The following is a 26,414-nucleotide window of genomic DNA, read 5'->3' as shown; positions in this document are numbered from 1 at the left end:
CTGGCATCCCCAATCAGTCATCATAATTTGTTACGGTCGATCCTCTTAACTTTCAGGGGGATACCACGATGAAGTTCGCTCCACGATTGCTTGCCGCCGCTCTCTGCCTTGGTCTGGCCGGGCAGGCGTTTGCTGCCACCGAGTTGAAGCACTGGCCTGAGCCCGCCGCAAAAGCGCTCGATGCAATGATTGCCGCCAATGCCAACAAGGGTAATTACGCGGTTTTCGACATGGACAACACCAGCTATCGCTTCGACCTCGAAGAGTCGCTGCTGCCGTACATGGAAAGCAAAGGGCTGATCACCCGTGAAAAACTTGATCCGTCCCTCAAGCTGATGCCTTTCAAAGACACCGCTGATCACAAGGAAAGTCTGTTCAGCTATTACTACCGCCTGTGTGAAGTGGACGACATGGTTTGCTATCCGTGGGTTGCACAGGTGTTCTCCGGCTTTACCCTTAAAGAGCTCAAAGGTTATGTCGATGAGCTGATGGCTTCGGGCAAGCCGATCCCGGCGACTTATTACGATGGCGATGTGGTCAAGAAGCTCGACGTTGAGCCACCGCGCATCTTTACCGGCCAGAAAGAACTGTTCAACAAGCTGATGGAAAACGGCATTGAGGTCTACGTGATGACCGCCGCGTCTGAAGAGCTGGTGCGCATGGTCGCCTCTGATCCCAAGTACGGCTACAACGTCAAACCGCAAAACGTGATCGGCGTGACCATGCTGCTCAAAGACAAGAAGACCGGCGAGCTGACTACTGCGCGCAAGCAGATCACGGCGGGCAAGTATGACGAGAAGGCCAACCTCGGTCTGGAACTGACGCCTTATCTCTGGACACCAGCGACCTGGATGGCAGGTAAGCAGGCGGCGATCCTGACCTACATCGACCAGTGGAAGAAACCGGTGTTGGTAGCGGGTGATACGCCAACCAGCGATGGCTACATGCTGTTCCACGGGGTGGATGTCAGCAAAGGCGGCGTGCATTTGTGGATCAACCGCAAAGACAAGTACATGACCCAATTGAACGGCATGATCAAAAGCAACGCCGAGGCCCAGGCCAAAGAAGGTTTGCCGGTGACGGCGGACAAGAACTGGGTGATCGTCAAGCCGGATGAGATTCAGTAGGAACTACTTCCAGGTTATACGCTGGATCTGTGGGAGCGAGGCTTGCCCGCGATAAGGCTGGACGCGATGTGCCTGATACCTGCGGCGTCCTTATCGCGGGCAAGCCTCGCTCCCACAGGGGGGGGGCGTTGATCCTGGCAGCCTAACAACAAAAAACCGGCATCGCTGCCGGGTTTTTTGTGGTCACTGAAAAAGCTTACGGTACCAGCTTGTCCAGCAACGCCTTGTCGCGCACTGCGCCTTTGTCGGCGCTGGTGGCGAGCAGGGCGTAGGCTTTCAGGGCGGTGGTCACTTTACGTGGACGCACTTCCACCGGCTTCCAGCCTTTCTGATCCTGCTCCGCGCGGCGCGCGGCCATCTCTGCGTCGTCGATCAACAGATTGATCGAGCGATTCGGGATGTCGATCAGGACTTTGTCGCCGTCGCGTACCAGGCCAATCGCGCCGCCAGCGGCTGCTTCCGGGGAAGCGTGACCGATGGACAGGCCTGAAGTACCACCCGAGAAACGACCGTCGGTGAGCAAAGCGCACGCTTTGCCCAGGCCTTTGGATTTCAGGTACGACGTCGGGTACAGCATTTCCTGCATGCCCGGGCCGCCTTTCGGGCCTTCGTAGCGGATGATCACGATGTCGCCTGCCTGAACTTCGTCAGCAAGGATGCCGCGCACGGCGCTGTCCTGGCTTTCGAAGATCTTCGCGTTGCCTTCGAATACGTGGATCGATTCGTCAACGCCTGCGGTTTTCACGACGCAGCCGTCCAGCGCGATATTGCCGTACAGCACGGCGAGACCGCCTTCCTTCGAATAGGCGTGCTCGAAACTGCGGATGCAGCCGTTTTCGCGGTCGTCATCCACGGTTTCCCAACGAGTCGACTGGCTGAATGCCGTCTGGGTCGGGATGCCTGCCGGGCCAGCACGGAAGAAAGTGTGTACTGCTTCGTCGTCCGTCTGGGTGATGTCCCATTTGGCGATGGCTTCTTCCATCGACGGGCTGTGTACAGTCGGCAGGTCGGTGTGCAGCAGGCCGCCGCGAGCCAACGAGCCGAGGATGCTGAAGATGCCGCCAGCACGGTGCACATCTTCCATGTGGTACTTCTGGATGTTCGGCGCCACTTTGCACAGCTGTGGAACGGTGCGTGACAGACGATCGATGTCGCGCAGGTCGAAGGGAATCTCGGCCTCCTGAGCGGCTGCCAGCAAGTGCAGGATGGTGTTGGTCGAGCCACCCATGGCGATGTCCAGCATCATGGCGTTCTCGAAAGCCTTGAAGTTGGCGATGTTGCGCGGCAACACGGCCTCGTTGTTTTCGATGTAGTACTGACGGCACAGGTCGACGATGGTGCGGCCGGCTTGCAGGAACAGCTGCTCGCGGTCGCTGTGAGTGGCCAGTGTCGAACCGTTGCCCGGCAGTGCCAGGCCCAGTGCTTCGGTCAGGCAGTTCATCGAGTTGGCGGTGAACATGCCGGAGCATGAACCGCAGGTCGGGCAAGCGCTGCGCTCGTATTCGGCAACTTTTTCGTCGCTGGCGGTCGAGTCGGCCGCGATGACCATGGCGTCGACCAGATCCAGGCCGTGGGAGGCAAGCTTGGTCTTACCGGCTTCCATCGGGCCGCCGGAAACGAAGATCACCGGGATGTTCAGGCGCAAAGCAGCCATCAACATGCCTGGGGTGATCTTGTCGCAGTTGGAGATGCAGACAATGGCGTCGGCACAGTGGGCGTTGACCATGTATTCCACGGAGTCGGCGATGATCTCGCGGCTCGGCAGCGAATACAGCATGCCGTCGTGGCCCATGGCGATGCCGTCATCTACGGCAATGGTGTTGAACTCTTTGGCAACGCCACCGGCCCGTTCGATTTCACGTGCAACCAGTTGGCCCATGTCCTTGAGGTGCACGTGGCCCGGTACGAACTGGGTGAACGAGTTGGCAACGGCAATAATCGGTTTTTTGAAGTCCGCGTCCTTCATCCCGGTAGCGCGCCACAAGGCACGAGCGCCGGCCATGTTGCGACCGTGGGTGGACGTTTTCGAGCGGTAATCAGGCATGGAGCACTCCTGGCGGCTAATCAGGTAAATAAGAGGGAGTGAGCTTCTGATGTCTTCACGGACAAACGGCAGTAACCGCCTGCTGCAAAGGAAACCGACACACCACGGGATCACCGTGCGCTCGGCCTGAGCTCATAAACCCGCCGGGGATGACTGGCGATGAATAGCGCCGATTCTACACCTGTGAGGGGGATAAGGGATGTTAAGGGTGGGATTTATGGATGAATGTCTCCTTGAAAGATCTGGCAGCAGTTGAGCTGCAATGATGTTGAAACCCTCGACTAGCCTTTTGTTTTTTGGCGGGGGGCAATGGATTGCCGGATTTACACCGTAGTAAACAAGCTCGCACCGGAAGGTACTCGGAGCCTGGTCGCATCTATTTACTCACCTCTGTAGCTCAGGGCCGCCAGCCTGTTTTCGCGGATTGGAGGCTTGGACGCTGTGTTGTAAAAGAGTTTCGAAATGCTCAGGAACAGGGTTTGATCCATTCACTTGCGTTGGTAGTGATGCCGGATCATTTTCATTGGCTTGTCGAGCTTCAGTCTGGAACTTTGCAAGCGTTGATGCAGGGCACAAAATCCCGTAGTGCGATTGCGGTCAATCGTATGAGGGGATGTAGCGAACAGCTTTGGCAGCGAGGATTTCATGACCGCGCCCTGCGCTACGACGAGGATTTGCTGACGGCCGCCCGCTACATCATCGCGAACCCGTTAAGAGCAAGGTTGGTAAAGCGCGTTGGGGATTATCCGCTTTGGGATGCTGTCTGGCTTTGAGTACGTCATCGCGAGCAAGCTCACTCCTACAGTTGGAATACGCTCGCCTGTAGGAGTGAGCTTGCTCGCGATGACGTCATGTGCCTTTGATAATGCGCTCCCCTGTAGGAGTGAGCTTGCTCGCGATGACGTCCTGCGCCGCAACGCAAAATCAGGTTTGATAATGCGCTCCCCCGTAGGAGTGAGCTTGCTCGCGATGACGTCAGTTGTCGTTACGCAAATTCAAACCCAACCATCATTCTTCTTACGGCCGCGGGTCATGGCCGGGATGATCAGGCCAACTAACAGGCCTGCGCCAGCGATGCTGCCGCCGTAGACCATGTAGCGCATGAGCACGAGGTTGTTTTCGTCGCCTAGTTTGGCCTGGGTAGTGCGCAGCTCTGACTGGGATGCGCTGAGCTGCTCGTTGAGGTCTTTACTGCGGGCTTCCAGCTCATCGATCAGCTTTTTACGGGTATCCAGGGTTTCCTGCATGCCTTGCACGCGCACCTTCCAGCCGTCATCGATGGTCTTGAGCTGGCCGCTCAGGTCTGCGACTTGTTGAACCAGTTCCGGCAGCCGCTCGGCCTGGCCGGGTTCGCTTTGCAGGTCGGCGGTCGGAATCCATACCGAATTGCCGCCCTCGCGCACCTGGCTGTACTCGCCTTGAGTGCTGATCAGCTCAACCTTCTGGCCTGACTTGAGGGTGCCGACAATCCGGTAACCGTCGGTGGGGCCGCTGCGCACATAGGTATTGAGGCTGTCACTGACCCAGCGATCACTGGCTTTGGTGTCGGCCGCATGGGCTGTACTGCAAGCAGCAATCAGCAATCCAGCGCCTAGAGTGCGGTAGTTGAAAACACGAGGAAGACGAGAAATGAATGCTGAAAGATGACGAGACATAGACATGGTTATCTTCGATAAAAGGAAAGATAAAGGCGCCGATGGTCGGGCCGGTAAAGATGGGGCAGTGACCTGCAGGGCAAACGCGCTGCAACTGCGATGGATGATCGGCATGGGCGAGAAGGGGAATACATGAGCCTTTTGGGGCTCAACGCCAGCAACGCCATCCTTTTTTATCCCCACACACTGACCGTCAAAAACCGTTCGGGTTCATTGCCGGGGTGTGACAGTGACGGAATTCTGACTTGCGGTAGGAAGGTGCTGCCGGGTTTTGATGTGTAGGGGCTGCCGCAGGCTGGAAAAGCTGGGCTGGTCTCACAGGGCGATTTCACAGCCTGCGGCGGCTTTTATCAAACAAACAAGCAATCACCGGACTGGAATGCTTTTTGGTAGGAGCTTACGAGCACCGCGAGGCAGCGATGGCGGTCTGTATGATTCACCTCTATCGCGGCCTCGCGGTGCTCGTGCGCTCCTACAAGTACAATGTTTGCTTCGCGACAACGCTGTACCGGGGCATAGAGCCGTCGCCTAGAGGAACACTCGCCTTGCTTAACTATTCGGCAACAACCGGCACGTGATGCTCTTGATGTAACGTGTTTCTGCGATTGCCGGGTGAACCGGGTGATCCGGGCCCTGGCCGCCGCGCTCGAGCAGCTGAATGTTGCGATCCAGATGGCGGGCGCTGGTCAGTAGAATGTTTTGCAGGTCATCTTCCGGCAAGTGCATCGAGCATGAAGCGCTGATCAGAATGCCATCCTTGCTCAGCAGGCGCATGGCTTGCTCGTTCAGACGACGATACCCGGCTTCACCGTTTTTCAGGTCTTTCTTGCGTTTGATGAAGGCCGGTGGGTCGGCAACTATGACGTCGAAGCGCTCTTCGCCCGCTTTCAGCTCTTTAAGGGCTGCGAATACATCACCTTCGATGCACGTGAGCTTTTCTGCAAAACCGTTCAGGGCGGCGTTACGCTCCACGCCATCCAGTGCAAATGCAGATGCATCGACGCAGGTTACGTCAGTGGCGCCGAATGCCGCTGCCTGAATGCCCCAGCCGCCGATGTAGCTATAGAGATCCAGAACACGTTTGCCTTTGACGTAAGGAGCAATACGCGCGCGGTTCATGCGGTGGTCGTAGAACCAGCCGGTTTTCTGACCTTCCATGACCGGTGCTTCGAACTTCACGCCGTTCTCTTCCAGCGCTACCCACTCCGGTACCAGCCCGAAGACGGTTTCGACGTAGCGATTCAGGCCTTCTGCATCACGGGCAGCCGAATCATTCTTGAACAGGATGCCGCTTGGCTTGAGCACTTGAACAAGTGCTGCCACCACGTCTTCCTTGTGATTTTCCATAGTGGCAGAAGCCAGCTGGACCACCAGGATGTCGCCGAACCGATCAACAACCAAGCCAGGCAGCAAGTCAGAGTCACCATAGACAAGGCGATAGAACGGCTTATCAAACAGGCGATCACGCAGAGACAGCGCCACGTTCAGGCGATGCACCAGCAACGACTTGTCCAGCGGCAGCTTGACGTCACGTGATAGCAAGCGTGCGCAGATCAGGTTGTTCGGGCTCATCGCGACGATACCCAGTGGCTTGCCGCCTGCAGCTTCCAGTACGGCTTGATCGCCTGCGGCAAAGCCGTGCAGCGGGGTCGCGGCTACGTCGATTTCGTTGCTGTAGACCCACAGGTGACCGGCGCGCAGGCGACGGTCGGCGTTGGCTTTAAGGCGCAGGCTAGGCAGGGACATGACGTCGCTCCGGAAAAAAGAGCGGGATTATAGCGCGTCATCCCCGCTCAAGGGCGCGCTGGCGTGAATTAACCGGCTAGCGGTTGCGTGATCCAGGGCTCAGTTGCACAGGGTGCGCGATTATTGCCTTTGAAATGAATTTCTACAGAATCTTCACCGAAGAAAATCGCTGCATATATCGATATCTTTTAAAGGTTTGCGAGGTCTGCTGCCTGAGCGGTGGATTAATTGACGCTCTGAAAGCGCCTGCCGTATGCGTCGGTGACTGTAAAGCGACAGGTATGAAGGAGTAGAATCCAAGTCTGTCCTTGAGTGTTTACCTATGTCCGAAGAGCTTACGTCCGAGCAGATCCAGAAGGCCTTGCAAGGCATCAGCGTGCCGCCGCAGCCGCAAATCATGGTGGATTTGCAGATGGAGCAGTACATGCCTGACCCGGATCTGGACGTGATTGCGAAGTTGATTTCACAGGACCCGGGCCTTTCCGGTGCGCTGCTGAAAATCGTCAACTCGGCGCATTATGGCCTTGCCAACAAAATTGCTTCGATTCAGAAGGCAGTCAATCTGCTGGGTATTCGCTCGGTCATCAATCTGATCAATGCGCAGTCGATCAAAGGTGAAATGAGCGATGAAACCATCGTCACCCTGAACCGATTCTGGGATTCGACTCAGGATGTGGCGATGACGAGTTTGACGCTGGCCAAGCGTATCGGCTCGCAGACAGTCGACGAGTCCTACGCGCTGGGTCTGTTTCATGACTGCGGCATCCCGCTGATGCTCAAGCGCTTCCCTGACTATATGGACGTGTTGGAGCGGGCGTACACCAACGCCAGCCCGGAAAATCGCGTTGTCGACACCGAGAACGAGGCTTTTGATACCAATCACGCCGTTGTCGGTTACTTCACTGCCAAATCCTGGCGCTTGCCTGAACATGTGACCAACGCCATTGCTAATCACCATAACGCGCTGGCGATTTTTCAGGATGACTCCAATCGCAATGCACAGCTGAAAAATCTCCTGGCGGTGCTGAAAATGGCCGAGCATATTTGTGCGTCCCACAAAGTGCTCGGCAACGAGGATGAAGATCACGAATGGGATGCCATCGGGCACCTGATCCTCGACTATGTTGGTCTGTCGGACTACGACTTCGAAAACCTCAAAGAAAGCATTCGCGAACTCTCAGCGCGCTGATTACGCGTGCTGTTGTATCGCTTCGCGCATCACCGAGTTACCCATGCCTGAATTACCAGAAGTTGAAACCACCCGCCGGGGCATCGCGCCTCACCTCGAAGGCCAGCGGGTCAGCCGCGTCATCGTGCGTGATCGACGTCTGCGCTGGCCGATTCCCGAAGACCTCGATGTGCGCCTCTCTGGCCAGAAGATCGTTGTCGTTGAGCGACGCGCCAAGTACTTGCTGATCCAGGCTGAGGTCGGAACCTTGATCAGCCACTTGGGCATGTCAGGCAATTTGCGGCTGGTCGAGGCTGGTTTGCCCGCGCTCAAGCATGAACACGTGGATATCGAGCTAGAGTCCGGCCTGGCACTGCGTTATACCGATCCTCGCCGGTTTGGCGCGATGCTGTGGAGTCTGGATCCGCTTAACCATGAGCTGCTGGTTCGTCTTGGGCCGGAGCCACTGACTGACTTGTTCGATGGCTTGCGCCTGTTCGAGCGCTCGCGGGGTAAGTCCATCGCGGTGAAACCGTTCATCATGGACAACGCGGTCGTAGTTGGCGTCGGTAATATCTACGCCACTGAAGCGTTGTTTGCGGCCGGGATTGATCCGCGTCGTGAAGCCGGAACCGTCTCGCGTGCCCGGTACGTGAAGCTGGCGGTTGAGATCAAGCGCATTCTCGCCGCCGCCATCGAGCGTGGCGGTACGACCCTGCGTGATTTCATAGGTGGCGATGGTCAGCCCGGTTACTTCCAGCAAGAACTGTTCGCCTATGGCCGGGGTGAGCTGCCGTGCAAGGTCTGCGGTACCACCTTGCGGGAAATCAAACTGGGGCAGCGGGCGAGCGTGTATTGCCCCAAGTGTCAGAAGTGATGCGGGTAAATGCTCGGCAGGTGGGCGATTCGATGTTTGCCTGCAGGCGCTGATCCCGCCTTTTAGGACTGCCCGGGCGGTATTTCTTCCGAAGGATATTTAGCGAATGCCCCGATGTTCTCCCGGGCTAAAGCCGGTTCAGCGTGCAGGTATCAGCTGGATCGCGTCGCTCGTATCGCGGGCAAGCCCGGCTCCCACAAAGATGGGTAGCTTCAACATGCTGTTGTGTTTGCCCTACTTGCTTAACCGACATCCCTGTTTATAGTTAACCAACCCCAACCCGCTGTACGTGAAGGACCATGCCATGAAGCCGTTTCGACTGATCGCCGCCAGCCTGGCTTTGATTTTTGGTTTGCAGGTGATGCCAGCAATGGCTAATGAAACTGTGAATCAAGGCAGTGGTGATCCGGTTTACAGCATCCAGAATCCCCCGGCCTACGCCATGATTGGCGACTTGCTGGTTGCGCGGCCGTTGCTGATCGCCGCCACTATTGTGGGTGCAGGCCTGTTTGTTATTGCACTGCCGTTTACCGCAATGGGCGGTGGTATTGGTCGTACGGGCAAGGCGTTGGTGGTCGACCCCGGTAAAGCCGCTTTTGTGCGCTGCCTGGGTTGCACCGGCGATGGCTACAACAAGCAGGAATAACCTCTGCGTACTGAGCCCATTCAGGGCGCAGTTTGCATGACCTTCGGATCGAACGTTTCTGACACGCCAAGGCCTCTCGGGTCGCTGGCGGCTTCAACGTGTTTGCCTGCTTTATCCCACCGCAGCACTTGTTGATTCCCATAGCCGCGCGGGACTTCTTTGAACTGATAACCGCGAGATCGCAGCGCGTTCATTTCTTCCAGAGTGAATGCATCTGCCTCGTGCTCAACGACATCCGGCAAATACTGATGGTGATAGCGCGGCACTGCTGGCCAGTTCGCAATGGGCTGACCGTCCAGGTATTGCAGCATCGAGAGCAGCACCATGCTTGGGATGCGGCTACCGCCCGGCGTACCGAATGCGGTGAACTCATCAGGGCTTTCAAGGAAACTTGGGCTCATGCTCGACAGCGGCCGCTTGCCTGCAGCAATCGAGTTGGCCTTGCTGCCTGCCAAGCCATACGCATTGCTGCCTTGGGGATCGGCGGCGAAGTCGTCCATTTCGTCGTTCAGCACTACGCCGGTGCCCGGGACGGTGAAGGCCGCGCCGAACGGCAGGTTGACCGATAACGTCGCCGCAACCGCATTACCGTCACTGTCCAGAATGGCAAAGTGGGTTGTGTGTTCGCCTTCACGCCAGCGCGGTGCCGGCTCAAGGCTGGCGCTTGGCGTCGCGTCATTAGGCGCAATGCTCTGCGCCATTCGCACCAGATAGTGCCGGTCCAGCAGGCGGTCGAGAGGGTTGGCGACAAAGTCAGGATCGCCCAGCAAACCCCGGTCGCGATAAGCGCGCCGCAGCACCTCAAGCACGTAGTGGGCGCGTTGGACCTTGTCCGACGCCTGCCATGGGAGTTGCTGGAGCATCATCAGGCTTTGAGCCAGCGCCACGCCGCCAGCAGAAGGAGGCGGCGCGCTGATCAGTTCTCGCTGGTCATCCAGGCGAAAGCGCAACGGGGTGCGGGTCGCGATCCGATACTGGTCCAGATCCTCTGGTTTCCAGATGCCCCCGGCTGCCCTTACTCCGTGGACCATTGATTGAGCGGTGAGCCCCGCATAGAAACCGTCGCGGCCGCTGTCAGCCAGTCGATTGAGCGTCACGGCCAGCTCCGGCTGCCGGATGATCGTGCCCGCCGCTGGAACGTCACCGTCACGCAGGAAGAGACGTGCGCTTTCAGGGTCCTTTCGTAGGGCCGTCAGGCGAGCAGTGGCGCGTTGCTGATAAATCCTGTCGACCGGGAAGCCTTGATAGGCCAGGCGAATGGCTGGCGCCATGGAAATCTTCAGCGACAGCTTGCCGTAGCGCTCAGCCAGTTCGACCAGGGCAGCAGGTAAACCCGGAATGGCGGCTGCAAGCGGGCCGTTCAGAGACAGAACAGGTACTACTTTGCCGTCACGGCGATAGAGATCATAAGTTGCGTTGAGCGGGGCTTTTTCCCGGGCATCCAGAAATACATAGCCTGTCTTCGGTCCGCTTTGGCGTAACAGGAAGAAACCGCCGCCGCCCAATCCTGAGCCGTAGGGTTCCACCACAGCCAGTGCAGCGCTGACGGCCACGGCCGCATCAAAAGCGTTTCCGCCCGCCACCATGATTTCCCGACCAGCGGCAGTCGCTTGCGGGTGCGGGCTGGCAATAGCAGACCGCTCCGGACGCGAAGACAGTGTTTCAGCTGCGATGGATAGCTGCGCGGACAACGCGCAGAGCAGCAACAGAATGCTGGATAGACAGTGGTGCTGACGGTGTTCTGGGATCATGCCGGGCTCGCTTTGGTCGGCAGGCATAAGCCTGTCAGCGATGCCGAAGGATCAAGCCTTGCCGGTAATGATCAGGTATTTGCTCATCAACTCGTCTTTGCTTTCGACGCGGTTTTCATCCAGCGGGATGCAATCCACAGGGCAGACTTGCTGACATTGCGGCTCATCGTAGTGGCCAACGCATTCGGTGCACAGGCTCGGGTTGATCACGTAGATCTCCTCGCCTTGAGAAATCGCCTCGTTCGGGCACTCGGGTTCGCAGACGTCGCAATTGATGCAATCGTCAGTGATGATCAGGGACATGAAACACTCCTGCCGCGGTCGATGCCGGGGCATATGAAATCCAATGCGGCGAATTGTGCCGCATTAGTCGTTTCGATGCACCCGGGCGTTACCGAAAAGCTCAGCGTTTGAAGCGTTCGGTCAGCGCCTCAGCGACGGCTGGATGCACGAACTTGGTGATATCGCCGCCTAATGCCGCGATTTCGCGAACCAGCGTAGAGGAAATGAACGAGTACCGTTCGGATGGAGTGAGGAACAGACTTTCGACGTCCGGTGCCAGTTGGCGGTTCATGTTGGCCAGTTGGAACTCGTATTCGAAATCGGAGACGGCGCGTAGACCACGCAGAAACACATTCGCGTTCTGTTCCTTGGCAAAGTGCGCCAGCAGCGTCGAAAAACCTACCACTTCGACGTTTGGCAGGTGTTTGGTGACCTCCCGGGCCAGCTCCACACGCTGTTCCAGGGGGAAAAGCGGATTTTTCTTGGGGCTGGCGGCAACGGCAATGATCACATGATCGAACAAGCGCGATGCGCGCTCGACCAGATCGCCGTGTCCCTTGGTAATAGGGTCGAAGGTGCCTGGATACAACACTCGGTTCATCGCGTCGTCCTGGTCGGAGTCCTTTGGGGAGTCGGATGGTAGCGCAGCATTCCCGGTGGGCCAAGTCGGCGTGCCGAAGGTAAAGGTCGTATTGTCATCAAACGCCATGCAACTATCTGAATTTAAATGCGTTATCTGTAGGAGCTTACGAGCACCGCGAGGCCGCTATGGCGGTGTATCAGGCAGACCGCCATCGCTGGCCTCGTAACCTCGGTGAGCTCCTACAGTTCATTGCTTTGTTGCGTTCAGCAGGCGGTTACCCAGCGCAGTCGCCAACTTGGCTGTCAGCCCGTAAACCGACAATTGCGGATTTGCACCGATGCTGGTCGGGAACAGCGAGCCGTCATGAATCGACAGATTCTGCAGGTGATGATGACGACCCAGGCTATCGCATACCGCTTGTCGGGGATCTTCGCCCATCGCGCAACCGCCCATCACATGAGCGCTGCCAAGCCGGGTGCGAAAAATTTCCAGGCCCAGGCTGTCGATCATCATTCGCGCTTCGGCAAAGTTTTTGGCATGGCGGGCGTCCGCGTGCATCGGCATGACTGAGCGCGCGCCACCGGCAAACTGGATCTCGGCCATGCTGTGCCACGCGCGGCGGATACCGTCCCAGGTGTAGGGTGAAATCGGGTAGTCCAGCACCGGGCTTCCATCACCCCGCAACTGCACCGCGCCTCCCACGCTGTCCGGGTGAAAGCCGTCGCGCATGAGAGCCAGCATCATGTGAGTGTGAGGCAATTGCGCCATGCGCTCGGCGTTCTGTTGACCGAAGTCGCCGAGCAAAGTGCTGGCCAGCGCCGGATGCAGTGGTGACACTTCGAGCTTGTAGGACATACGGCCTGCGATGCCATCTGCCCACTGGAAGTGATCTGAATAAATGGACTGCGGTGCGCCGTAGAACGGATTGATGACTTTATCGAACAGCCCTGCGGAGAAGCTCGCCAAGTGCAGAAATGTACGTTTGCCTGCGCGCTCATGCGGATCGGGCACTTTGGAGCGCATCAGCAGCGCGGGGCTGTTGATGCCTCCGCCCGCCAGAACAAAATGTCGGGCTTTGACGTGGATCGTTCGGCCATTCGGCGAGACACAGCGTTCATCCATGCCCAGGCAAACCAGTCCGGTGATCTTGTCTCCCTGAAGCAATAACCGATCGGCACGCGCCAGATAAAGCAGCTCGCCGCCTTTATCCAGTGTTGCCGGAATGGTTGTCACCAGCATCGATTGCTTGGCGTTACTTGGGCAGCCCATGCCGCAGTAGCCCAGATTCCAGCAGCCCAGCACATTGCGCGGTATTACATGCCAGCTATAGCCCAGTTGCTCACAGCCTATACGGATGACGTCGTTGTTGGCATTGGGCGGCATGATCCAGGGCGCGACACTGAGGCGTTGTTCCATTTTTTCGAACCATGGAGCCATCTGCCCTGCATCGTGATCTTTGACTGCGTGTTCACTGGCCCAGTGCTCCAGCGTGGCCGGTGGTGTCCGGAAGCTTGAGGTCCAGTTGATCAACGTCGTGCCGCCCACTGCGCGGCCCTGCAAAATAGTGATCGCGCCATCCTTGCTCATGCGCCCGATGCCTTCCTGATACAGCGTTGAGTAAGCCTGGTCTTCGAGCATCTTGAAGTCGCTGCTGGTTTTGAGTGGGCCCTCCTCGATCAGCAACACTTTGAGGCCCATCCCGCTGAGGATTTCAGCCGTGGTCCCGCCACCCGCACCGCTGCCGATAATCGCGACGTCGGCCTCCAGCGTCAGGTCCTTGTCCAGGCGAGACCCGTCGTAGGTTTGCCAGCCACGGGCCAGGCCTTCGCGGAATGGATCAGGTACAGGCATACAACCTCGATTTTTGTTGTTGTTCGGGTGTGGTTGTTTCAGATCCTGGGTGGTCCGGCGTAACCGCAATGCGCCCAGGATTCGGGGTGGCTGTACCACGCCATCAAAGTGAGTTGCAGCAGTGCGGCATGTCCTTGGCGCAGGAGGTCCAGCGAGCTGTTTTGCCAACGATCAAGGAACTGCTGAATCTGCATGTTGCTGGCCTTTTCCCAAGCCGACCACACGCCGGTCAGCGGTCCGCGGGTGAAAGGCAGGGTCAGCACATCGAGCAGTTGCTGGGTCAACTGGAGCATCGCAGGCGACAGGTGATTCAGACCTTTGTCGATGCAGTGCAGGGTGTCATCGGTGGCCTGCGGCAGTAGAACGGGTTGCACACTGCCATTGATCAGCACCGGGATCAGTGCTCTTAGGAACGGAAGATCGCTTGTGCGCAGGACCATAAAACCGTTAGCCGGTGCTGTCGCAGAACAGCCACTCAAGCTTGCCGTCAGGCCGACAGTGGACAGAAACGCAGAGGCGCCCAGGCTGACTTGCAGGAAATTTCGACGGCTCAGGTTGGGCTGGGTGTTCATGAGTGAACCGTTATTGAATTGAAATGATCCCTGTAGGAGCTGCCGGAGGCTGCGAAAGCATTCGTTCTTACATACCGCGATCGCAGCCTTCGGCAGCTCCTACAGATAGGTTAGTCATCACCGGATAAACAGCTTGTAGACCAGCCGCTGAATCGCCTTGCCATAAGGAGGATAGATCAGCCGTGCAGCGTTGAAGCGCTGTTTGATCAGCACGGCCTTGGCCTTGCTGAACGTCATGAAACCCTCATGGCCATGGTAGTGACCCATGCCGGAAGGGCCGACACCGCCGAATGGCAAGTCATCCTGCGCTACATGCAGCAGGGTATCGTTCAGGCACACACCGCCGGAGTGTGTCTGCTCCAGCACGCGCTGCTGTTCGGCTTTGTCGTAGCCGAAGTAATACAAGGCCAGCGGGCGAGGGCGCTGGTTTATGTAGCTGAACGCCTGGTCCATTCGTGAGTAGGGCACGATGGGCAGCAGCGGGCCGAAAATCTCGTCCTGCATCACCAGCATGTCGTCACTGACGTTAAGCAACAGGCTGAACGGCATGCGTCGATCCTGACCAGCCTCGTAAAGGGGAATAACCTTCGCGCCTTTGTCAGCCGCATCGGCCAGATAGTGGTTGAGGCGCGCGAACTGGCGTTGATTGATGATTGCCGTGTAATCAGGGTTGTCCGTCAGTGTGGGATAGAACCCGAGAACCGCAGCCTTGTAAGCGTCAACGAATGCCTCGACGCGATCTTCCGGTACCAATACGTAGTCAGGCGCGACGCAGGTTTGCCCGGCATTGAGCGTCTTACCGAAGGCGATGCGCTCGGCAGCGTCCTTGAGTGGCACGTCATGGGACACGATGGCCGGGGACTTGCCACCAAGCTCCAGCGTGACCGGCGTGAGATTTTCCGCGGCAGCGCGCATCACATGCTTGCCAACGCTGGTGGCGCCGGTGAACAGCAGATGATCGAACGGCAATGTTGAGAATGCGATGCCAACGTCCGCTTCGCCCAACACCACAGCCACCAAGTCCTCCGGGAACACACGAGCGAACAGATGCTTGAGCAGTTCGCCGGTAGTGGGCGTTGATTCGCTAAGTTTGAGCATCACCCGATTGCCCGCTGCCAACGCTCCAATCATTGGGCCGATGGCCAGAAACAACGGGTAGTTCCAGGGCACGATAACGCCGACTACCCCCAGAGGTTGATACACCACCTTGGCCGATGCTGGCTGAAAGGCGATGCCTACCTTGCGTCGCGAAGGCTTCATCCACTTTTTCAGGTTTTTACGGGCGTCTTTTATGCCGAACAGGCTGGGCATCAGTTCGGCCAGCAACGTCTCATCAGCGCTGCGATGGCTGAAGTCACTGCTGATTGCTTCGATCAACGCCTGCTGCTCGGCACAGAGCAAATCATGCAGGCTGGCGAGCCATTGCAGTCTCTGGCCAGCAGATGGCATCGGATTGGCGGCGAAGGCTTTGCGTTGCTCAGCAAACACCCGCTCAAGTTCGTTGGACGGTTGTGAGCGGTCCGTTAACCAGGCGAGTTCGGCAGGCATGTGGGCAATTCCTTTTTTAGTTATTCACTGGTTTTAGAGTTGTTGCTCTAGAAAGTCAAATGCCGTGTTGGTTTCTGTGTTTTCTGAGGTTCTATGCTTTCAGTTAGCAGTGGCTCAGCTATGGACGAACTCAATAAGCAAAGCGTAATTCCCGGCATCCGCGTCGCGCAGAGACTGGATGTATCGACTTCGAACCTCGCTGGCCGAGACAAGGTTTTTGCTCCCCCAAGAGAACTCCGGACGGCCGCACTGCCTCACAAGCGCGTCAGTCATGTAGCGAGCGTGTCGGCCGTTTCCGTTAGGGAAGGGGTGTATCCAAACGAGTTCTCGATGGAAGCGGGCGGCTATCTCGTCCGGCGCAAAGCTCTCGTTCTCGATCCAATAGGTAACGTTCCCCAAAAGCTGGTTTAGCTGGATCGCTATCTGAATGGGCTCGCAGCCAATATTCTTTTCGGTTTTTCGGAACGTCCCTGCCCACATCCACGTATCGCCGAACATCTTTTTATGCAGGTTGCGGCAAAATTGTTCGTTCAGTACATCAAGCTTTTTTTGCCCGTTGAGCCATCGATTGGCTTTGAGCAGATTTTCAGCTTCCCATTCATCAAGCTCACCCTGAGTGATGATGTGTTTTGGCTTGAGTCCAGCTGCTTCGTCAGTATCCAGGGGCGTTTGCCCGGGTTTCAGGTTTGTCTCTAGCGCCACAGTCGGCTCCAGGCGCCCGCGAGCAATTCCAGGCGTCGCTCATTCACTTTGCGTTCGACGAATGCGTCAGAAGGACGTTGATCTTCAAGCGCCATGGTGTGTGAAACTCCCATGACTTCTTTACGCGCCAGCAGTTGCGCACGTTCCTCGACCATTTCGTGCAGTGGCTTTTTTGGCACGAGTGCATAGACCAACTCGCAATCCAGTCCATTTGCCAACTTTCGCAGTTGACCGAGCGTGATCCGGTCCTCGGCTTCTGATTTTTCGGATTTATGAAGCGTTGTTGGTGACACATCTACCCACGCAGCCTGACTGCGTACAGACCGGCCAAGCGATTCCCGGATTGACCGTAGCCAGCCGCCGGGCGGTACGGTTTTACCTTTTAAAGCAATGAATGGTTCCAACGCACGCTCTACCTGATTCAGACGCAGCTTGTTCAGTGACGAAGTGTCCATAGGATCTCCTTTTTGGCAGCCATCAGGCGCCTGTGTAGAAGTAACCGTAAGCCTGTAGGTGATGATTTTAGAAAAAATCGTAAGCCTGTAGGCGTACATATATATTTTTATGTTAGCCCATAGGTGTACAGGTTTGTAAATAATGTACGTCTATAGGCTTACATAATCATTTAGTTTGTATGCCTGTAGGCGTACATTGTCGTTTGCGAGTTAAAGCCAGCACTTCACAACCCGGCTACATTTGTCACCCCGGAAGCGGTATCTTTGCCGGTCTAGCGCAGCGGTCCGGAAACACTCATGTCGAAACCATCAGATGGCGTTCCTGCGGGATCTACCATCGCATCCTTGCCCAAAGGCGCGAGCCTGACTCTGATTGATGTTGCCAAGGTGGCGGGCGTTTCGCCGATGACGGTTTCCCGGGCATTGCACCGGCCTGAGCTGGTCAGCGAGAAGACTCGCGACAAGGTGCGCGAGGCTGTGCGCGCGACCGGCTATGTTTCGAACATGTTGGCCGGTGGGCTGGCCAGCAATAAAAGCCGCCTGGTGGCGATCTTCCTGCCGACAATTGCCAACTCGATCTTTGCCGACACGGTTCAGGCGCTGATGGACTCCCTGACCAAAGCGGGCTATCAGACGATGATGGGGCTGACCGGTTATTCCGCCGAGCAGGAAGAGAGGTTGCTTGAGGCGGTACTGGGTCGGCGGCCTGACGGCATTGTGTTAACCGGTACCCTGCATACTGAAGCTAGCCGGATACGGCTGGCTCAGGCTGGCATTCCTGTCGTGGAAGCATGGGATTTGAGTGAAGCGCCTATCGACATGCTGGTGGGCTTTTCCCATGAGACGGTGGGCGAGGCCGTGGCACGGCATCTGCTGGAGAAAAATTATCGGCGTTTCTCGGTAGTCACCATCAGCGACCCCCGCGGTATGCGTCGCTGCAAAAGCCTGTTGGCCGAGCTGGAACGCCATGGCGTTCGTGATGTGCCGGTGGAAGTGCTTGCGCCGCCAGCCACGCTTGAAATCGGCCGGGAAGGTTTGCGTCGCCTGATCGACCAGCAAGAGCGCCCCGAAATTGTTATCTGTAGTTCGGACACCATTGCGCAAGGTGTGCTGGCTGAAGCGGCCAGCCGGGGTTTGCGTGTACCCGAAGACCTGGCGGTGATGGGCTTCGGTGATTTGAGCAGCGCCGCACAGGTTTATCCAGCATTGTCCACGGTCAACGTCGATGGTTTGCGTATCGGCCAACTCGCCGCTCAGGCCCTGCTGGAGCGCTTCGGCTATCCCGCTGGTGCAGAAAATCCCTTGCGCATCGATACCGGTTTCACCCTCATCGACCGCGCCACCACCTGAAGTCACTGGCACCTGAAATGATGAATGGCGCTATTGAATGATTGCGCAATCATAGTAGTATCGGCTCAGTTCTCCCGCCGCATCAGGACGTGGAGATTTTTTTGAAGTCTGAATGATTGCGCAATCATCACTCTCTGCATTTGCTCGTGCCTAACCACGAAGCTCTGGTGCGAGCCGAACTCAGGAAGCCCCTATGCAAACCCAACAAGAAAACATCAAGTCCTCCGATCACGACCAGATTGCCTGGGTTAAAGTCTCATCGGTATTCCTGCCGCTGGCCAATCCGATCAGCGATGCCAAGGTACTGACCGGGCGGCAGAAGCCGATGACCGAGATCGCCATGCTGTTCGTGGAAATCGAAACCGTTGATGGCCACAGCGGGCTAGGTTTCAGTTACTCCAAGCGCGCCGGTGGGCCCGGGCAGTTTGCGCACGCTCAGGAAATTGCTCCGGCGCTCATCGGCGAGAACCCCAGCGACATCGCCAAGCTGTGGACCAAACTCTGCTGGGCGGGTGCATCGGTGGGCCGCAGCGGCATGTCGACTCAAGCCATTGGGGCCTTCGATGTGGCGCTTTGGGATTTGAAGGCCAAGCGCGCCAACTTGTCCCTGGCACGCTTGCTCGGCGCGCAACGTGATTCTGTACGTTGCTACAACACCTCCGGCGGCTTCTTGCATACGCCGCTGGATCAGTTGATGAAAAACACCGATCTGTCCCGGGAAAAGGGCATTGGCGGTATCAAGCTGAAGGTCGGTCAGCCTGACTGGGCTGTGGATATCGAGCGCGTCAGCACCATCCGCAAGCACCTTGGGGATAACTTCCCGTTGATGGTCGACGCCAACCAGCAGTGGGATCGACCGACGGCCCAGCGCATGTGCCGCAAGTTCGAAGAGTACAACCTGATCTGGATCGAAGAGCCGCTCGATTGTTACGACGCGGAAGGCCATGCCGCACTGGCTCAGCAATTCGACACCCCAATCGCCACAGGCGAAATGCTGACCAGCGTGGCCGAGCATGCCGAGTTTATAAAACTGCGCGGCGCTGACTTCCTCATGCCGGATGCGCCCCGGGTGGGCGGCATTACGCCTTATCTGAAAGTGGCGGCCATGGCGGAGCATGCAGGGTTGATGCTGGCCCCGCACTTTGCCATGGAGCTGCACGTGCATCTGGCGGCGGCTTACCCGACTGAACCCTGGGTTGAGCATTTCGAGTGGCTGGAGCCGTTGTTCAATGAGCGTCTGGAAACCCGCGATGGCCGTATGCTGGTGCCGACCCGACCAGGCTTGGGTCTGACGCTGAGCGAGCAGGTCAAGCCCTGGACCGCGCAGCAAGTGGAAATCGGCAAGCGCCCTTGAGGGAAAGTGATGTCCGGGCGGTTGATGCCCGGATATCACGCTTGCGTTAAGATCGCTCGATACCAATAACACTCGAGCGATCAAGTTGAGCATGACCCCGCGTATCAAAACCCGTGAACGGATCGTGCAGAACAGTCTGGAACTGTTCAATCAGCAGGGCGAGCGCAGTGTAAGCACCAACCACATTGCCGCTCATCTGGAGATGTCTCCCGGCAATCTCTATTACCATTTCCCCAATAAGCAGGCGATCATCGCCGAACTCTTCAGTGAATACGAAGCGCTGGTGAACACCTTCCTGCGCCCGCCCAAGGGCCGTCTGCCCAGTGTCGAAGACAAGCGGTATTACCTGCTGGAAATTCTCGATGGCATGTGGCGTTATCGTTTTCTGCATCGAGACCTGGAGCATCTACTGGATGCCGATCCTGATCTGGCCGCCCGCTACAGACGTTTTTCCCAGCATTGTCTTATTCAGGCCATGGCCATTTACGGTGGATTCGTGGAGGCTGGCATCCTGCACATGAACAAGGTGCAGATAGAGTCGCTGACGCTCAACACCTGGATCATCCTCACGTCCTGGGTGCGCTTCCTCTGTACTACACGGGAAAACAGCACCCATTTGAGTGAAGATGCGATTCGCCGTGGCGTTTATCAGGTACTGATGCTTGAGTCAGGTTATGTAACCCCGCAGGCGCAACAGGAAGTGAACGCGCTGTGCGAAGAATTTTATGTACCGTTGCATCAAGCGCTGGCGGATGGGGTCTGAACGTCGTCAGCCGGAACGAATTGCAGCAATGCTGAATATTCAAAATTGTCCACAGGAGCCTGTCATGCCCATCGCGCAACTGATCAGCCCGCAGCAACTGGCCGCTCGCCAGCAGCAGCCTGGGCTGGTGATTCTCGATTGTCGTTTTGCTCTCGAAGATACTTCCTACGGCCAGCGCAGTTATGCCGACGGGCATATCGATGGCTCGTCGTTCGCCGACCTGGAGCGGGATCTCAGCGGCCCGGTCAGCAAGGGTAAAACCGGCCGCCATCCGCTGCCTGATCCACAGAAACTGGTTGAACGCTTGCAGTATTGGGGCGTCAACGCCGACAGCGATGTTGTGCTTTATGACGATGGTTCGGGTGCCTACGCCGCCCGGGCCTGGTGGTTGCTGGCCTGGTTGGGCAAACGGGACGGCGTTTTCATTCTCGATGGAGGCCTCAAAGCCTGGCATGCTGCGGGTTTGCCGTTAAGCCTTGATCCTCCAGGCAAAGAGCCGGGAGATTTCAAGGGCCAGCCGGATGACTCGCTGGTGTTGAGCGCCGATCAATTGCAGAAGCGTCTCAAAAAACCAGAACTGACCCTGATTGATGCCCGCGCCGACGCTCGTTTTCGCGGAGAAGTGGAGCCTATCGATCCGGTCGCGGGGCATATCCCGGGTGCGCAATGTGCAGCGTTCAACGAAAACCTTGGCCCTGATGGACGCTTTTTACCACCTGAGCAACTCAAGCAGCGGTTTGCCGAAAAGCTTCAGGGGCGCCCGCCTGAGAATCTGGTTGCTTATTGCGGGTCTGGCGTGACGGCGTGTCACAACCTGTTTGCGTTGTGTCTCGCGGGGTATCCGTTGGGTGGGCTGTATGCGGGCTCGTGGAGTGAGTGGATTACCGATCCGGCCCGTGAGGTTGCTACGGGGGCGTGAACGAAATAAAGATGAGCTGCCGCGGTGTCCATGGCACCTTGCTGTATCGCGGCAAAACATTTGACCTGTAGGAGCTGCCGAAGGCTGCGATAGCGGTGCATCAGAATGAATGCCTCGCAGCCTTCGGCAGCTCCTACAGGGGATGTGTTTGCTAAACGAATGTCCCATGCGCGTTCGTCAGCCACAACGGAATCCGTCTTTCGAGGTAATAGCCGGGATTCTTCAGCGATCCGTCGACAAATCCCACATGCCCGCCTTTTTCCTGCAGCTCGAACTCGGTGCTGGCAGACAATTCTGTGGGGTCCGGCAAGCTGTGCTTGAACACGAAAGGATCATCTGCTGCCTGGATGATCAGCGTCGGGGTGCGGATTTCTCCCAGGTAATAGCGGCTGGACGCGCGACGGTAGTAGTCCTTGGCGTCGGCAAAGCCATGCAGTGGCGCGGTTACCCGGCCATCGAAATCCCAGAAGGTGCGCATGTTCTCCAGCGAGCCCAGTGCTGATAGCTCGGCAAGCCCTTCGCTGATGCCCTCGTCCTTGAAGTGGCGCTGTTTGTCCTTCACGTAGGTGACCATCTCGCGCATGAAATGCCGCTGATAGACCTTTGAAAAGCCCATGCCGATGCGGTCGGCGCATTCATCCAGCCGGAAAGGCACAGACACGGCCACTGCGCCCTGCAGGGCACTGTTCACCCCTGACTCACCCAGATATTTGAGGAGTACGTTGCCACCCAGCGAATAACCGACTGCGTAAAGCGGCGCCAGTGGGCGTTTGGCGCGTAGGTGAGCGATGACCGAGGCCAGATCTTCGCTGGCGCCAGAGTGATAGCTGCGCGACAGCAAGTTTGGCTCGCCGGAGCAGCCTCGCCAGTTGAGCGCGACGCTGGCCCATCCCTCTTGAACGATCGCCTGTTGCAGGCCAACCACATAAGGCGAGTTCGATGAGCCGGTCAGTCCATGCAGGACCAGCACCAGAGGAGTATTCAACTCGTGCGGGCCAAACCAGTCCAGATCAAGGAAGTCTCCGTCGGCCAGCCAGATGCGTTCGCGTTGGCGCTCGATTAGCGTCTTTTTCCGCCACAGCGGACCCCACAAGGTCTGCAAATGAGGATTGCCCAGGCCCGAAGCCGGAATGAAGCAGTTGGCGAAGGAGGATTTAGCAGGGCGTGTAAACACGGTTGTCCTCTCTCGGCAGATTGCGTATCGATGTACGTTGCCACAAGTGATGCGGGCCGCGAGAGCGTTTTTTGCTCAGCGGTAAAGGCGGGGGATAGGTGGCGTCCAAATGTCTCCTGTAGGAGCTGCCGAAGGCTGCGAAGGCGATCTTCAGGTCGACCGCTTCGCAGCCTTCGGCAGCTCCTACAGGAGTTCTGATGTCAGCCTTTGGTTAACCGCGCTGCCATAGAGCGTAATAAACCTGCCCGGCTTTCTTCTCCCGGTGTAGACGCCAGTTGCCTGGCAAACCGGTGGTCGATGGCGGGGTTTCGCTTTCGGTGTAGATCCACGCGTTTTCTGCCAGCCAGCCGTGTGACTCCAGTAGTGCACAGGCCGATGCCAGCAGGTTCTGGTGGAACGGCGGGTCGAGAAACACCACGTCGAAGGGCTCGGCAGCCTGGTTTTCCAGATGGCGCAACGAGTCGGTTTGCGAGACCTGACCCGTGGTGCAGTTCAACATGCTCAGGTTCTGGCGCAGGCTGGCGATCGCTGCTGAGCTGTTGTCCAGCGCCAGGCCCTTGCTCGCACCCCGCGACAGCGCTTCGAAAAACAACGCACCGCTGCCGGTGAAAACATCCAGTACCTTGGCACCGGCAATGTCCATTGCCAGCCAGTTGAACAGCGTTTCACGAACGCGATCGGGTGTCGGGCGCAGGCCCGGGGCGTCAGGGAACGTCAGTTTGCGACTGCCCCATTCGCCACCAATGATGCGCAGTTGGCCCAGGCCGTTATGGCCCTTCGGGCGTGGATTGGCCATTAATGCTCCGGGACCCCAAGAGGGCGTTCAGCAGGTTTGTCGGTGGGCGGCGGCAACGGCTTTTGCGCTACGGTCGGCCCGGCGGTGACGATGACCATCTTGTCAGCGCTCAAGTGCTTGTTCATCACCTCTTTGACTTGCTCGACGGTCACATCCTGCGACTGGGTCATGAAGTCTTCGAGGAACGTCAGCGGCAAATCATAGAAGCCGATGGCACCCAGCTGCGCGACGATGGACGAGTTGCTGGCCGCGGTCAGTGGGAAGCTGCCAGCCAGTTCACGCTTGGCGTCGTCCAGTTCCTTCTGGGTCGGGCCATTAGCGAGGAAATCGCGGACGATGTCCTGCACCAGCTTCAAGGTGTTCTCGCTCAGTTCGGCGCGGGTCTGCAGGCCAATCATGAACGGCCCTTGGGTTTGCATCGGGGTGAAGCCCGACGAAACGCCATAAGTGAGGCCGCGCTTTTCACGGACTTCAGTCATCAGTCGGCTGCCGAATCCGCCACCGCCGAGTACCGAGTTACCCAATGACAGTGCTGCGTAATCCGGGTCGTTACGCTTGATGCCCAGTTGCGCGAGCATCAGGTGCGTCTGCTTGGAGGGAAACTCAATGTGAGTTTCGCCCGCTTTGGGTTCAGCAGGCGTTGGCAGTTTGGCCAGCGCCGGGCCTTTAGGCAGCGATGAGGAAACTTGCGCTGCAATTGCCTGGGCTTCGTCCCGGGACAAATCACCCACCAGCGCAATCACCGCGTTACCGGCCGCATAAGCCTTGGCATGAAATGCCTTGAGCTGAGCCTGGGTGATTGGCTTGATGGTTTCAGCCGTACCTTCGCTCGGATGGCCGTAAGGGTGATTGCCGTACAGGCGCTTGAACAGTTCCTGGCTGGCCAGCGAACCGGGGTTCTGCTTCTTGTACTCGAAACTGGCCAGCAGCTGGTTCTTGATGCGGGTCAGCGAGTCGGCAGGGAAAGTGGGTTTGCCGACTACTTCGGAGAACAGCTTCAGCGCAGGCTCGCGTTTGTCCGTTGCGCTCAGGCTGCGGATCGAGGCCACTGCCATGTCGCGATAGGCGCCGTTGCTAAAATCCGCGCCGAGGCCTTCGAAACCCTGAGCGATAGCAGTGACGTCCTTACCTTTCACGCCTTCGTTGAGCATGGCATTGGTCAGCACGGCGACGCCCGGCAGGTTCTGATCCTGACTGCTGCCAGCGGCGAAGGTCAGACGCATGTCGAACATCGGCAGCTCGTGAGCTTCGACAAACAGTACCTTGGCGCCTTCGGCGGTTTGCCAGGTCTGAATGTTCAGCGCGCGACGCGCTGGAGCCTTGCCATCGAGTTCTTTCAAAGACTCCAGAGCAGGTCGGGCAGGCGCGGCGTTGCTGACTGCTTCTTCAGCCAGCGTCGATTGTGTAGCGAAAACACTGAGGCTGGTGGTCAACAGCAGGCCAAACAGCATCTTACGTGGGCCGTTGCGCTCACTCATTTTGCTTTCTCCTCAGGCAGAACGTGTGCAACGCTGAGGCGCTCACGGGTGAAGTAAGTGCTGGCGGCTTTCTGGATGTCTGCCGGGGTCACGCTTTGCAGCGCGGCCAGTTCTTCGTCGATCAACTTCCACGACAGGCCGACGGTTTCCAGCTCCCCGATAGTGCTGGCCTGGCTGGTAATCGAGTCACGCTCGTAAACCAGACTGGCGATCACTTGAGCACGTACTCGTTCGAGTTCTTCGTTGGTCGGCGGCTTGGTCTTCAGTTCGTTGAGCAAACGCCAGATACCGGCTTCAACGTCAGCGAGGGTTTTCTTCTTCTGGGTGTTGGGCGTGGCGCTGATCATGAACAAGCTGTCACCGCGGGCGAAAGCGTCGTAATTCGAGCCTGCTCCGGAGACCAGTTCCTCGCCGCGCTCAAGGCGCGTCGGGATACGTGCGCTATAGCCGCCATCCAGCAAGGCCGCGATCAGGCGCAGCGCGTTGACCGAGCGCGGGTCTTCGGCGGTGGCCAGACTTGGCACGTTAAAGCCGTACATCAAACTCGGCAATTGAGTCTGTACGTGCAGGGTAATGCGACGCTCACCAGGCTCTGCAAGCTCCAGCGGCTTTTTCGAAGGCGGTACATCGCGGCGCGCAATCGGACCGAAGAAGCGCTCAGCCAGCGCTTTGACTTCATCCGGTTTGACGTCCCCTACCACCACCAGTGTGGCGTTGTTCGGCACATACCAGGATTGATACCAATGACGCAGCTCTTCGACCTTCATGCGGTCCAGGTCTGCCATCCAGCCAATGGTCGGCGTGTGATAGCCGCTGGCCGGGTAAGCCATGGCCTTGAAGCGTTCGAAGGCTTTCGACGTTGGCTTGTCGTCGGTGCGCAGACGGCGTTCTTCCTTGATCACTTCGATTTCGCGGCTGAACTCGTCGGCGGGCAGTGTGAGGCTGGCCATGCGGTCAGCTTCCAGTTCGAAAGCCACCGCCAGACGATCACGGGCCAGCACCTGGTAGTAAGCGGTGTAGTCGTCGCTCGTGAACGCGTTCTCTTCGGCACCCAGATCCCGCAGGATCAGCGAGGCTTCGCCCGGCCCGGTTTTCGAGCTGCCTTTGAACATCATGTGTTCAAGCGCATGGGACAAGCCGGTCTGGCCCGGGGTCTCGTAGCTGGAACCCACTTTGTACCAGACTTGCGACACTACAACCGGCGCGCGATGGTCTTCGCGGACGATGACCTTCAGGCCATTGGCGAGTGTGAATTCATGGGTAGGTTGCGGATCGGCGGCCATTGCGCCGAATGGCAGACAAATTGTGCCGAACAGCAGGCCTGCGGCACGGCGGGCTAGAGCATTCATTCGTAATTTGAACCTGTAAGACGGCCCGTTTGAACTTAGCGTCCACGGGCGCGGGGGTGTTAGGATAGCGGCCTGTTCTGCTGCCGACCATGACAAAGATTCAGGAATGCTCGGGTCGGATATCGGCAAAGGCCTCTGTAGGAGTGACCGGGGTGGCGTTCCACTTTGCTCGCGATCCAGTGCGCAGCGCTGGCAAAAGGGTTTGAATTCAAATCAGCCAGAAG

General features: G+C 57.7%; 24 protein-coding genes. 9 read left to right on the top strand and 15 right to left on the bottom strand.

All coding sequences use genetic code 11. The features are described from left to right. The first annotated feature begins 68 nt into the window (after positions 1–68). Positions 69–1,127: an HAD family hydrolase gene (locus AUC61_RS03290; protein WP_243244441.1), complete on the top strand. Its 1,059-nt coding sequence runs from the start codon at positions 69–71 to the stop codon at positions 1,125–1,127. A gap of 196 nt (positions 1,128–1,323) precedes the next feature. On the opposite strand, the gene ilvD is transcribed toward AUC61_RS03290, so the two are convergent. Next, on the bottom strand, positions 1,324–3,171 hold the full coding sequence (gene ilvD / locus AUC61_RS03285; protein ID WP_243244440.1) for a dihydroxy-acid dehydratase: 1,848 nt from the start codon (positions 3,169–3,171) through the stop codon (positions 1,324–1,326). Positions 3,172–3,485: 314 nt separating this feature from the next. Here ilvD and AUC61_RS03280 point away from each other — a divergent pair, with 314 nt between their 5' ends. Beyond that, positions 3,486–3,944, top strand: coding sequence for an REP-associated tyrosine transposase (locus AUC61_RS03280; RefSeq protein ID WP_243244439.1), 459 nt, complete (start codon positions 3,486–3,488; stop codon positions 3,942–3,944). Between the two features lie 222 nt (positions 3,945–4,166). On the opposite strand, the gene AUC61_RS03275 is transcribed toward AUC61_RS03280, so the two are convergent. After that, a complete protein-coding gene (locus tag AUC61_RS03275) occupies positions 4,167–4,826 on the bottom strand; it encodes a TIGR04211 family SH3 domain-containing protein (protein ID WP_243244780.1) in 660 nt (219 codons plus the stop codon). A gap of 549 nt (positions 4,827–5,375) precedes the next feature. Next, entirely contained in the window at positions 5,376–6,572 is a 1,197-nt protein-coding gene (locus AUC61_RS03270; protein WP_243244438.1) for a class I SAM-dependent rRNA methyltransferase, read from the bottom strand. Positions 6,573–6,948: 376 nt separating this feature from the next. Between AUC61_RS03270 and AUC61_RS03265 the strand changes: the two genes are divergently transcribed. The 3 genes from AUC61_RS03265 (at position 6,949) to AUC61_RS03255 (ending at position 9,263) form a co-directional block, all read left to right on the top strand. After that, positions 6,949–7,761: an HDOD domain-containing protein gene (locus AUC61_RS03265; RefSeq protein ID WP_243244779.1), complete on the top strand. Its 813-nt coding sequence runs from the start codon at positions 6,949–6,951 to the stop codon at positions 7,759–7,761. 43 nt (positions 7,762–7,804) lie between these two features. After that, positions 7,805–8,617 carry a bifunctional DNA-formamidopyrimidine glycosylase/DNA-(apurinic or apyrimidinic site) lyase gene (gene mutM / locus AUC61_RS03260; protein WP_243244437.1) on the top strand — a complete coding sequence of 271 codons (813 nt, stop codon included), beginning with the start codon at positions 7,805–7,807 and terminating at the stop codon, positions 8,615–8,617. A 304-nt stretch (positions 8,618–8,921) separates the two neighbouring features. After that, positions 8,922–9,263, top strand: a complete 342-nt coding sequence (locus AUC61_RS03255) for a multidrug transporter (protein ID WP_243244436.1) — start codon at positions 8,922–8,924, stop codon at positions 9,261–9,263. A 20-nt stretch (positions 9,264–9,283) separates the two neighbouring features. Here the strand turns inward: AUC61_RS03255 and ggt are convergent, their stop codons facing one another. The 8 genes from ggt to AUC61_RS03215 all read right to left on the bottom strand — a co-directional run bounded on the left by ggt (position 9,284) and on the right by AUC61_RS03215 (position 17,007). Next, positions 9,284–11,014, bottom strand: coding sequence for a gamma-glutamyltransferase (gene ggt, locus AUC61_RS03250; protein ID WP_243244435.1), 1,731 nt, complete (start codon positions 11,012–11,014; stop codon positions 9,284–9,286). 51 nt (positions 11,015–11,065) lie between these two features. Continuing rightward, on the bottom strand, positions 11,066–11,317 hold the full coding sequence (locus AUC61_RS03245) for a YfhL family 4Fe-4S dicluster ferredoxin (protein ID WP_087268466.1): 252 nt from the start codon (positions 11,315–11,317) through the stop codon (positions 11,066–11,068). Between the two features lie 100 nt (positions 11,318–11,417). Then, the gene (gene coaD, locus AUC61_RS03240) at positions 11,418–11,897 is read right to left on the bottom strand and encodes a pantetheine-phosphate adenylyltransferase (RefSeq protein WP_087268469.1); all 480 of its coding nucleotides are present in this window, start codon (positions 11,895–11,897) and stop codon (positions 11,418–11,420) included. Between the two features lie 228 nt (positions 11,898–12,125). Then, positions 12,126–13,730: a GMC family oxidoreductase gene (locus tag AUC61_RS03235; RefSeq protein ID WP_243244434.1), complete on the bottom strand. Its 1,605-nt coding sequence runs from the start codon at positions 13,728–13,730 to the stop codon at positions 12,126–12,128. A gap of 38 nt (positions 13,731–13,768) precedes the next feature. Beyond that, positions 13,769–14,302 (bottom strand): twin-arginine translocation pathway signal protein, encoded by a 534-nt coding sequence (locus AUC61_RS03230; RefSeq protein ID WP_243244433.1) that lies wholly within the window; start codon positions 14,300–14,302, stop codon positions 13,769–13,771. Positions 14,303–14,419: 117 nt separating this feature from the next. Beyond that, positions 14,420–15,850 (bottom strand): coniferyl aldehyde dehydrogenase, encoded by a 1,431-nt coding sequence (locus tag AUC61_RS03225; RefSeq protein ID WP_243244432.1) that lies wholly within the window; start codon positions 15,848–15,850, stop codon positions 14,420–14,422. Between the two features lie 114 nt (positions 15,851–15,964). Next, positions 15,965–16,552, bottom strand: coding sequence for a mobile mystery protein B (locus AUC61_RS03220; RefSeq protein ID WP_243244431.1), 588 nt, complete (start codon positions 16,550–16,552; stop codon positions 15,965–15,967). After that, on the bottom strand, positions 16,543–17,007 hold the full coding sequence (locus tag AUC61_RS03215) for a helix-turn-helix domain-containing protein (protein ID WP_243244430.1): 465 nt from the start codon (positions 17,005–17,007) through the stop codon (positions 16,543–16,545). Before AUC61_RS03215 ends, AUC61_RS03220 begins: the two co-directional genes overlap by 10 nt. A 297-nt stretch (positions 17,008–17,304) precedes the next feature. Here AUC61_RS03215 and AUC61_RS03210 point away from each other — a divergent pair, with 297 nt between their 5' ends. The 4 genes from AUC61_RS03210 (at position 17,305) to AUC61_RS03195 (ending at position 21,393) form a co-directional block, all read left to right on the top strand. Next, a complete protein-coding gene (locus AUC61_RS03210; protein WP_243244429.1) occupies positions 17,305–18,357 on the top strand; it encodes a LacI family DNA-binding transcriptional regulator in 1,053 nt (350 codons plus the stop codon). 193 nt (positions 18,358–18,550) lie between these two features. Further along, a complete protein-coding gene (locus AUC61_RS03205) occupies positions 18,551–19,711 on the top strand; it encodes an L-talarate/galactarate dehydratase (RefSeq protein ID WP_243244428.1) in 1,161 nt (386 codons plus the stop codon). 91 nt (positions 19,712–19,802) lie between these two features. Continuing rightward, positions 19,803–20,474: a TetR/AcrR family transcriptional regulator gene (locus AUC61_RS03200; protein WP_243244427.1), complete on the top strand. Its 672-nt coding sequence runs from the start codon at positions 19,803–19,805 to the stop codon at positions 20,472–20,474. Positions 20,475–20,538: 64 nt separating this feature from the next. Next, positions 20,539–21,393: a sulfurtransferase gene (locus AUC61_RS03195; protein WP_243244426.1), complete on the top strand. Its 855-nt coding sequence runs from the start codon at positions 20,539–20,541 to the stop codon at positions 21,391–21,393. A gap of 151 nt (positions 21,394–21,544) precedes the next feature. Here the strand turns inward: AUC61_RS03195 and AUC61_RS03190 are convergent, their stop codons facing one another. The 4 genes from AUC61_RS03190 to AUC61_RS03175 all read right to left on the bottom strand — a co-directional run bounded on the left by AUC61_RS03190 (position 21,545) and on the right by AUC61_RS03175 (position 26,190). Then, positions 21,545–22,567 (bottom strand): hydrolase, encoded by a 1,023-nt coding sequence (locus AUC61_RS03190; RefSeq protein ID WP_243244425.1) that lies wholly within the window; start codon positions 22,565–22,567, stop codon positions 21,545–21,547. 211 nt (positions 22,568–22,778) lie between these two features. Next, positions 22,779–23,363, bottom strand: coding sequence for a 16S rRNA (guanine(966)-N(2))-methyltransferase RsmD (gene rsmD / locus AUC61_RS03185; RefSeq protein WP_243244424.1), 585 nt, complete (start codon positions 23,361–23,363; stop codon positions 22,779–22,781). Further along, complete coding sequence (locus tag AUC61_RS03180; RefSeq protein ID WP_243244423.1) at positions 23,363–24,841, bottom strand: M16 family metallopeptidase; 1,479 nt, start codon at positions 24,839–24,841, stop codon at positions 23,363–23,365. The genes rsmD and AUC61_RS03180 overlap by 1 nt, the downstream gene beginning before the upstream one ends. After that, entirely contained in the window at positions 24,838–26,190 is a 1,353-nt protein-coding gene (locus tag AUC61_RS03175) for a M16 family metallopeptidase (protein WP_122663953.1), read from the bottom strand. Before AUC61_RS03175 ends, AUC61_RS03180 begins: the two co-directional genes overlap by 4 nt. Positions 26,191–26,414: the final 224 nt, after the last annotated feature.

Source organism: Pseudomonas maioricensis (assembly GCF_022790535.1).
GTDB lineage: Bacteria > Pseudomonadota > Gammaproteobacteria > Pseudomonadales > Pseudomonadaceae > Aquipseudomonas > Aquipseudomonas maioricensis.
The sequence above is the reverse complement of the archived record's forward strand: the minus strand, read 5'-3'. Positions and strand labels throughout refer to the sequence as shown.

Bases quoted from the DNA above. Each gene is read 5' to 3' on its own strand.
- AUC61_RS03290 (WP_243244441.1), top strand. From the start codon at position 69: ATGAAGTTCGCTCCACGATTGCTTGCCGCCGCTCTCTGCCTTGGTCTG.
- ilvD (WP_243244440.1), bottom strand. From the start codon at position 3,171: ATGCCTGATTACCGCTCGAAAACGTCCACCCACGGTCGCAACATGGCC.
- AUC61_RS03275 (WP_243244780.1), bottom strand. From the start codon at position 4,826: ATGTCTCGTCATCTTTCAGCATTCATTTCTCGTCTTCCTCGTGTTTTC.
- AUC61_RS03270 (WP_243244438.1), bottom strand. From the start codon at position 6,572: ATGTCCCTGCCTAGCCTGCGCCTTAAAGCCAACGCCGACCGTCGCCTG.
- mutM (WP_243244437.1), top strand. From the start codon at position 7,805: ATGCCTGAATTACCAGAAGTTGAAACCACCCGCCGGGGCATCGCGCCT.
- AUC61_RS03255 (WP_243244436.1), top strand. From the start codon at position 8,922: ATGAAGCCGTTTCGACTGATCGCCGCCAGCCTGGCTTTGATTTTTGGT.
- ggt (WP_243244435.1), bottom strand. From the start codon at position 11,014: ATGATCCCAGAACACCGTCAGCACCACTGTCTATCCAGCATTCTGTTG.
- AUC61_RS03245 (WP_087268466.1), bottom strand. From the start codon at position 11,317: ATGTCCCTGATCATCACTGACGATTGCATCAATTGCGACGTCTGCGAA.
- coaD (WP_087268469.1), bottom strand. From the start codon at position 11,897: ATGAACCGAGTGTTGTATCCAGGCACCTTCGACCCTATTACCAAGGGA.
- AUC61_RS03235 (WP_243244434.1), bottom strand. From the start codon at position 13,730: ATGCCTGTACCTGATCCATTCCGCGAAGGCCTGGCCCGTGGCTGGCAA.
- AUC61_RS03230 (WP_243244433.1), bottom strand. From the start codon at position 14,302: ATGAACACCCAGCCCAACCTGAGCCGTCGAAATTTCCTGCAAGTCAGC.
- AUC61_RS03225 (WP_243244432.1), bottom strand. From the start codon at position 15,850: ATGCCTGCCGAACTCGCCTGGTTAACGGACCGCTCACAACCGTCCAAC.
- AUC61_RS03215 (WP_243244430.1), bottom strand. From the start codon at position 17,007: ATGGACACTTCGTCACTGAACAAGCTGCGTCTGAATCAGGTAGAGCGT.
- AUC61_RS03210 (WP_243244429.1), top strand. From the start codon at position 17,305: ATGTCGAAACCATCAGATGGCGTTCCTGCGGGATCTACCATCGCATCC.
- AUC61_RS03205 (WP_243244428.1), top strand. From the start codon at position 18,551: ATGCAAACCCAACAAGAAAACATCAAGTCCTCCGATCACGACCAGATT.
- AUC61_RS03200 (WP_243244427.1), top strand. From the start codon at position 19,803: ATGACCCCGCGTATCAAAACCCGTGAACGGATCGTGCAGAACAGTCTG.
- AUC61_RS03195 (WP_243244426.1), top strand. From the start codon at position 20,539: ATGCCCATCGCGCAACTGATCAGCCCGCAGCAACTGGCCGCTCGCCAG.
- rsmD (WP_243244424.1), bottom strand. From the start codon at position 23,363: ATGGCCAATCCACGCCCGAAGGGCCATAACGGCCTGGGCCAACTGCGC.
- AUC61_RS03180 (WP_243244423.1), bottom strand. From the start codon at position 24,841: ATGAGTGAGCGCAACGGCCCACGTAAGATGCTGTTTGGCCTGCTGTTG.
- AUC61_RS03175 (WP_122663953.1), bottom strand. From the start codon at position 26,190: ATGAATGCTCTAGCCCGCCGTGCCGCAGGCCTGCTGTTCGGCACAATT.